Raw genomic sequence first — 6,537 nt, forward strand, 5'->3', positions numbered from 1 at the left:
GAGCCTTGTGACGTTGACCACGTTTGTTAGCGAGCCAGCACCGTCTCTCTTCATCGTCTCGAACAGTTGAATGCGGCCGATCTGGACCGCGGAGCAGAAGGAAGAGAGCATGGGTAAAATATCACAGACAAGGATCATCGGGATAGATGTCAGCCGCGATTGGTTGGATATTCACTGTCTGCCAGAAGGCAAGCGCGCGCGACTGGCGAACAAGCTTGAAGGTCACGAGCAGGTCGCTCAACTCGCTCTTGAACTGGGCGCGCTGGTTTGCTTCGAGGCTACTGGCGGGCAGGAATGGCGGTCGTGGTCCACCCTCGACGGTGCCGGGATTGCGACCCGGCAATTGCCACCTGCGCAGATCAAAGCATTCGCCGCGAGCCGAGGCACACGGGCCAAGACGGATCGGATCGACGCGGAACTCATCGCGCGGTTCATGCTGTTTCGACCGGATGCAGGACGCGTGTTGCCACATGAAAAGCTGCGCCTTCTGAGGGCTTTGACCTCAAAGCGTGGGCAGGTGGTCGAGACCCGCAAACGGCTCCTGGCGCAGATCAAGGCGCACGGGAAGCTGGGATCGGCGGATATGTTTGACGCCATGGACGCCGAGTTGAAAGGCCTTCTCGATCGCCAGATTGCAGAGCTGGAGGTGCGGATCGAGCAGACCATGGCCTCGGATGATGACCTGGCTACGATTGCCGGTATCTTGCGTTCCGTTCCCGGGATCGGTCCAGTCGCCAGCTCCATGCTGATCGCCGAAATGCCAGAGCTCGGCCAACTCTCGGGCGAACAGGCCGCCGCGCTCGCGGGCATAGCTCCGATCGCACATGATAGTGGCGCCATGCGCGGCAAGCGCGCCATTGGCGGAAGGAGGCGTCAGCTGCGACACGTCATGTTCCAGGCGGCCCTCGTCGACAGCCATCAAAACCCGATTCTGAAAACCTTCGCTGGCCGCCTGCGAGCCGAGGGAAAGCCACACAAGGTTGTCATCACGGCAGTCGCGCGCAAGCTCGTCACGATCGCAAACGCGCTCTGCAAATCTCGTCTGAAATGGACCAATCAAGTCGCCTGAGAAATACAGTTGCTAAGAGTCCGCTACGGGCTCGTTGCCGTCATCTGAGTCATTTTGTCAGGTGACTGCTATGCCGCGCTGACCGGTCATCCGCGGCCGTTGAAACGCGGTTTCGGGTGGGAACGACAGCTTCTGCCGACAACGGACCTTCCTCAGATTGCGCTCGATGTCCGAGAAGCGGACTGAACGGTCGTCCAAATGCATGCTCTGGTGTTATGCATGATCACCGGAGGTGGCCCGAATGAACGAAAACGATCGCAGGGATCATTGGGAGAAAGTTTACGTCGACAAGAGCGACTTCCACCTAAGCGGGTATGAAGAGGTACCGTCCGCTTCTCTCGAACTGGCCGAGCACGCTGGGATCAACTCAGCTTCAGTGGTGATCGACATCGGGGGCGGAACGTCACGCTTTGCAGAGTGTCTGATCGATAGAGGGGTTAGAGACGTTTCCGTCCTCGACCTTTCCCGAAGCGCGCTCGACGCAAACCGAAGTCGCCTCGGCCTACGCGGCAAGGATGTGACATGGCTGGTAGCCGACATCACAACCTGGAAGTCAGAGAGGCAATACGATCTGTGGCACGATCGTGCCGTCTTTCACTTCCTTGTCAAAGAAAAGGACCGTGCGGCCTATCTGGATTGTCTCAACAAAGCCGTGAAAGCCGGCGGGCACGCGATAATTGCAACTTTCGTCCCGGACGGACCTGAGAAGTGCAGCGGTTTACCGGTAGAGCGCTACAGTCCCGAAAGTCTTTCTGTGACGCTTGGTGAGGCGTACAAGCTTTTGGAGTATCGCTTTGACATCCATGTGACGCCTTGGGGATCTGAGCAGCGCTTTCAATTCAGCCTTTTTGAGAAGCGGAAAGATGGCAGTGCCACGTCAGGCCGGTAAGTCCAAGATGTCTGCCAATATGACAGTCCGCCGACAATGTAGGTCGCAAGTATCGGGGTTATTCTTGCCGGATCAGCGTCCCGAGGTATTCCCTTGTATCGTTGTCCCAAGAACTGGGGTCCTCACCATGCGCTACTACTGCGTGTAGTTCCATCAGCTTCCAGACTTCATCCTCGGTTGCCGCTGTGACCTTCCCGGGGCAAGATTCCATCCCCTCACAATCACAACACGCGTACGTAAAGGCGGCGCTCATCGCAGTTTCCTTTCTGGTTGGAGTTCATTGATTGGCGTTTCAGAACTCCTGAAATACGGGCAGTCCATCCGCGAGCTTGATCCAGGGCTGCTGGTGGGAGACGTAGACATGGGTTGACGGCTCTACGATTGACGGGTCATCGAGGGCCACAGCAGAAAACCAGGCGTCGGCGCTCCAGTCCTGCCCATCCACTTCACCTTGCGCTGAGTAAGTCAGCGTCGTCCCGCAATCCCCACAGAACCCGCGACGGATGCCCGGAGATTTTTCGATCGTCTTCAATTTGCCCTTGGTTATGGCAAAATCGCTTGCGGCAACCTTTGCCCATGTGACGAAGGCTCCACCCAATGCGAGTTGGCAAGAGCGGCAATGGCAATGCCCTGACCAAACAGGGGGCCCGAGGATCTGAAAGCGGACGGCGCCGCAGTAGCAACCACCGTTTAGTTTCTTCATTGGCTCTCAAGCTCCGATAAGATGTTCTTTCGTTCGGCGTTGCCGCTCCAGCGGCAACTTGCTCATCATTTGCACTCAAATATTGTCAAACCCACCAAAAGATGCGACTCAATTATCGTGAGTAAACTTTAGAAAAACTATCACATGGATTGGCTTGGGTTGCCTCCACTGAACAGCTTGCGAGCCTTTGCAGCTGTCGCTGACGCCGGAAGCTATAGGTCTGCTGCCGAGCGGTTGAACGTGACACAGGCGGCCGTTAGCCAGCAGGTCAAGGCTCTGGAAGAACGCTTGGGCGTTGCTCTCGTGGAAAGGCTGGGTCGCGGGATCGATCTAACGTCCCAAGGAAAAGACTTAGCCCGTGAACTTGCCATCGGCTTCGACATAATCGGTCGAGGTGTTGAACGCCTGACAGAGCAAGCGGTCAATCGCCCGGTTCAGATTACCATGTCACCTGCATTCGCCGTAGAATGGCTGCTTCCAAGAGTGGCCGAGTTCCAGCGCGATCATCCGGAAATCACCTTGATGCTCAATCCGACCTCGGAACTTGTGGAGATGAAGCCAGGCGGCATAGATGTGGCCATCCGCTATCGTGATAGACGTCGTTCAAAACCGGATGTCGACGCAGTGCTAATCACGGACATGGTGGTGATTGCCGCTCCGTCACTTGTTGGCGACCGTGATCTTTCAGATCCCGCATCGTTGATCGACCTCCCATGGCTACAGGAACTCGGTACAAACGAAGCCGCTGAGTGGTTCACGTATCACGGTGTTGTTCCGGAACATCCGCTTACCGTGAACCACATGCCGGGAAATCTAATCATGTCAGCAGTTCGGCGTGGTGCCGGAATCACGTACACGGCCCGCGCCTTCTTCGTCGAGGACCTCGCGTCGAACCAAGTTGTCGAACTGTTTTCCGAGCCGCTGTTCGGTGTGTACCACATCGAAACGCCAGCAGGACATCTACGCCCCGAGGTCAGAACATTTGTGAAGTGGCTTCGGTCAAAAGCAGAAACCGTCTCCGAGCGTGCCATGGAAGAAGACAGGGCTTGATTTCTGTTTGGGCCGTCTGCTTCGGACTCGGAACCGTCGTTCGCTGCGGTTGTGACGAATGTCCGCTTCTGGGTTTGGGTAGCATATGGGTGACAGACACCCGTGTGGTTGAGAGTGGTCGTATGTGGCGGCATGTGGCGAGTTGCACGCCAAATTCCCAACGTGGCCAAAGAGTTGTTGTGGCGGTTCGTGGCGATATGTGGCGGAGTGTGGGGAAACCCGGGCTAAATCATAATCCGCGTGTCGGGGGTTCAAGTCCCTCCTCCGCTACCAAGATTTCCCAATGATGTCAGATATATAGATCAACTCTAGCTTTGTGCCTGGGGGTCACCTAGTGCCTTGGGTAACAATTTGGGTGACAGCTGACGGATTCTGACCGCGAACGACTGGTTGTGCTGCCGTAGGCCCATACGGATAAACGACTGCTAAGCGCCGCAAAGCGGACACGGTCCGAGATTGGGCTGATGTATGGAGTGCGGACGAGGCGGCCGTTTGCTGCAGAGCGCCACTTGGGGCGGCGTTGAATGACCGCTATGCCGACCAGCCTCTGTCCCCGAGGTATGATTTGACTTAGCGCATATCCAGAAACCTCTGCCTGCGGCATGTGCCATACGTAGGTATTAAATCGCTTTGTCCAGAAGCTATGAGAAATGCATCATCGCCAATAGGGAGCTCAACCGTTTATGAGAAATTCACCACGCAAAGAAAGACAGATGCTACGCAATCTTTGGCTTGTGGGCATAATTGGTGGCGGCATTTTTCTTGGGATTTCAATATATTTATACTTTGCTACAAAGCTCTGGTCGGTTTCAAGACCAGGAGCGCCTGTTCATCCTTGGCTTTGGCAAAGCACTCTAGCCTCTGCCTCTATTTTTTCACTTGTTCTTATGTCAGTTCTTTCTGCGAGGCGGTCGGAGATGCGGGCAATAAGATTTGCAAAGATATCGCGAATTATTTTCATATTTTCTATAACACTCGCCCTTATTTATATTTGGGGATAGTCTTAGCTTTGGGAATGGGAGTTGGACGTTAAGGATGTAACTTTCGCCCACGTGTGCATCTCTCAACGCTGCCTCCAAATGGCGACAGACAGCCAGTAGCAAATTTGCAAAAGTGTGTTCGCTCCGGGCTGATTGTGTTTAAAAACTCTGCAACTCGAAATTCGCGTTGAGAATCTGGAACTCTGTTCTCGCATATATCCTCATAGAAAACTTGGTTTGCCATTAGGAAAATTCGCGGGAAGATGTTCTGCCAATCCGACCTTCCGAGACGGGACACCGAGTTTTTCAACACAATCAGCCCGGAGCGGTCACCCGCTCAATCACCGAGTCCTACGTTTCCGAGCCAGATGCATCTCGGTTCAAATCGCAAGATTGCCGCCAAACCTGGTCGGGCGATGCCAATCATTCGGCAAGACGGAAACAGTCTGTTCTGCGATCCAGTTCGGAAATCATCCGTGAACGTGAAGTGCATCACACTTATGCGCCATTAGGTCTGCTAATGTAATTTGCGTGACGAGTTGATATTGTGTGTGTCGTAACGAGTTGATGCCCGCGTGTGTGTATTTGGGCCTCACCGACGAATTCTGGACCGAATGCTCCCACTGGTCCGAAGCAACGGCGTCTTGGATCGGCTCTTTCCCGAGGTCGATCCGAGGCGCCGATTTCTTATGGGCTTAGGGCGACATTCTCGTCTGCTTTACCCGTCACACTCTGTGGATGGGTCTTCGATCTTTCATGATTTTCGCCGCATACTTGGCTGAATGAGATCTAGTTCACTCTTCCACGTGACAGATTCCTCGAGTTTCACCGGGGCCTGCCTCTTTTTGGTCCAGATCCAATCCGATGCTCATTGCCACACACGCTGACACAAACAGATCACGAGTTACCGACATGACCCTTAAGTTCAAAACTACAGACCGGACCAACGACATTATCGAAGCGCGTTTCCGTCGCCTGGCGGAAGAATTGCAGACCGAGTGTCGGCCTGTCGTCCAGCTGTTTGCAAAGCGCAGCAAGCCCTTGTCTGCCCTCGCAGCCTAATCCCAATGTCACTTCCGGTTATGTTACGATCGGTCTTGAAGAGCTGAAAGCAGACCGAGCCGAAACCAGCACGGTGAGGCGTTTTTTAACTGCGTCCGGATGGGATAGGCTCCTTGGCCGACCTGAGCATGCCGACGCGTGGCCCTCGTGCGTTCCGAGAGCAATTGAGTTGATACACCGAGCGATGAAATGATGGACGTCTCTACGTATCTCTGGACAGGCTACGGTCGTGGTCTGGTTGAGGTAATGATATTTGGTGGTTTCGAAGTAATCGCCTACCTGATGCTGGCTCGCATCCTCGAAAAGAATATGAGACGTAAGGTTCTCGGCTAGAAAGACCTCTGAGCTCGACGTTGGTGTATCGGCCCCGATTGAAGAGCAGCCAATCTATAAATCAACGAGAGCTTTCGAGACGAGCGGTCTCTCGAGGACAAGCATGCCTTTTCTGATGGTTTCGAACCGCGTGAGATCACCATCGACGAACTTGCGGGGGCCGAAGAACTGTCGTCACGCCGCACGAACGGATTGGCGGTGTCGGGCTGAAAGTCACTTTGGGCGTGCGCCCGGTGAATATACCGGGATCAGGCCTCGGCGAATTGCAAGGTGGTCTCGCCAATTTGGATGACGTCACCGTCGAAAAGGCTGTCTTCGCCACTCAGCACGTGTCCGTTCACGTGGATCGGGTTTGGTTTCAGTCCGTCCCGGATCTGTCCGGGATCAGCACCTGTGGGACTGATTAAAGGGTTTTCGTAACGGAGGGTTTCTGGCTCATCTGAACCATCAA

7 protein-coding genes and 1 tRNA gene are annotated in these 6,537 nt (G+C 54.6%); 5 read left to right on the forward strand and 3 right to left on the reverse strand.

From position 1 onward, the window contains the following. The first annotated feature begins 70 nt into the window (after positions 1 to 70). Both RXV90_RS21495 and RXV90_RS21500 read left to right on the forward strand, forming a co-directional pair. Positions 71 to 1,069 carry an IS110 family RNA-guided transposase gene (locus tag RXV90_RS21495; protein WP_316651660.1) on the forward strand — a complete coding sequence of 333 codons (999 nt, stop codon included), beginning with the start codon at positions 71 to 73 and terminating at the stop codon, positions 1,067 to 1,069. Between the two features lie 241 nt (positions 1,070 to 1,310). Beyond that, positions 1,311 to 1,958, forward strand: coding sequence for a class I SAM-dependent methyltransferase (locus tag RXV90_RS21500; RefSeq protein ID WP_316651661.1), 648 nt, complete (start codon positions 1,311 to 1,313; stop codon positions 1,956 to 1,958). 58 nt (positions 1,959 to 2,016) lie between these two features. Here the strand turns inward: RXV90_RS21500 and RXV90_RS21505 are convergent, their stop codons facing one another. Continuing rightward, positions 2,017 to 2,211 carry a DUF1059 domain-containing protein gene (locus tag RXV90_RS21505; RefSeq protein WP_316651663.1) on the reverse strand — a complete coding sequence of 65 codons (195 nt, stop codon included), beginning with the start codon at positions 2,209 to 2,211 and terminating at the stop codon, positions 2,017 to 2,019. Positions 2,212 to 2,250: 39 nt separating this feature from the next. Next, complete coding sequence (locus RXV90_RS21510; RefSeq protein ID WP_316651665.1) at positions 2,251 to 2,661, reverse strand: GFA family protein; 411 nt, start codon at positions 2,659 to 2,661, stop codon at positions 2,251 to 2,253. A 144-nt stretch (positions 2,662 to 2,805) separates the two neighbouring features. On the opposite strand from RXV90_RS21510, the gene RXV90_RS21515 reads away from it, so the two are divergent. From RXV90_RS21515 to RXV90_RS21525, 3 genes are all read left to right on the forward strand, one after another. Continuing rightward, positions 2,806 to 3,711, forward strand: a complete 906-nt coding sequence (locus tag RXV90_RS21515) for a LysR family transcriptional regulator (protein ID WP_316651667.1) — start codon at positions 2,806 to 2,808, stop codon at positions 3,709 to 3,711. A gap of 201 nt (positions 3,712 to 3,912) precedes the next feature. Continuing rightward, positions 3,913 to 3,984, forward strand: a tRNA-OTHER gene (locus RXV90_RS21520). Between the two features lie 1,619 nt (positions 3,985 to 5,603). Next, positions 5,604 to 5,753, forward strand: a complete 150-nt coding sequence (locus RXV90_RS21525) for a hypothetical protein (RefSeq protein ID WP_316651669.1) — start codon at positions 5,604 to 5,606, stop codon at positions 5,751 to 5,753. 581 nt (positions 5,754 to 6,334) lie between these two features. On the opposite strand, the gene RXV90_RS21530 is transcribed toward RXV90_RS21525, so the two are convergent. Then, a partial coding sequence (locus RXV90_RS21530; protein WP_316651671.1) for an FHA domain-containing protein occupies positions 6,335 to 6,537 on the reverse strand: 203 nt, incomplete at its 5' end.

The organism is Ovoidimarina sediminis (assembly GCF_032586175.1).
GTDB classification, from domain to species: Bacteria; Pseudomonadota; Alphaproteobacteria; order Rhodobacterales; family Rhodobacteraceae; genus Ovoidimarina; species Ovoidimarina sediminis.

Coding starts and splice junctions, on each gene's coding strand:
- RXV90_RS21495 (WP_316651660.1), top strand. CDS start 71: ATGCGGCCGATCTGGACCGCGGAGCAGAAGGAAGAGAGCATGGGTAAA.
- RXV90_RS21500 (WP_316651661.1), top strand. CDS start 1,311: ATGAACGAAAACGATCGCAGGGATCATTGGGAGAAAGTTTACGTCGAC.
- RXV90_RS21505 (WP_316651663.1), bottom strand. CDS start 2,211: ATGAGCGCCGCCTTTACGTACGCGTGTTGTGATTGTGAGGGGATGGAA.
- RXV90_RS21510 (WP_316651665.1), bottom strand. CDS start 2,661: ATGAAGAAACTAAACGGTGGTTGCTACTGCGGCGCCGTCCGCTTTCAG.
- RXV90_RS21515 (WP_316651667.1), top strand. CDS start 2,806: ATGGATTGGCTTGGGTTGCCTCCACTGAACAGCTTGCGAGCCTTTGCA.
- RXV90_RS21525 (WP_316651669.1), top strand. CDS start 5,604: ATGACCCTTAAGTTCAAAACTACAGACCGGACCAACGACATTATCGAA.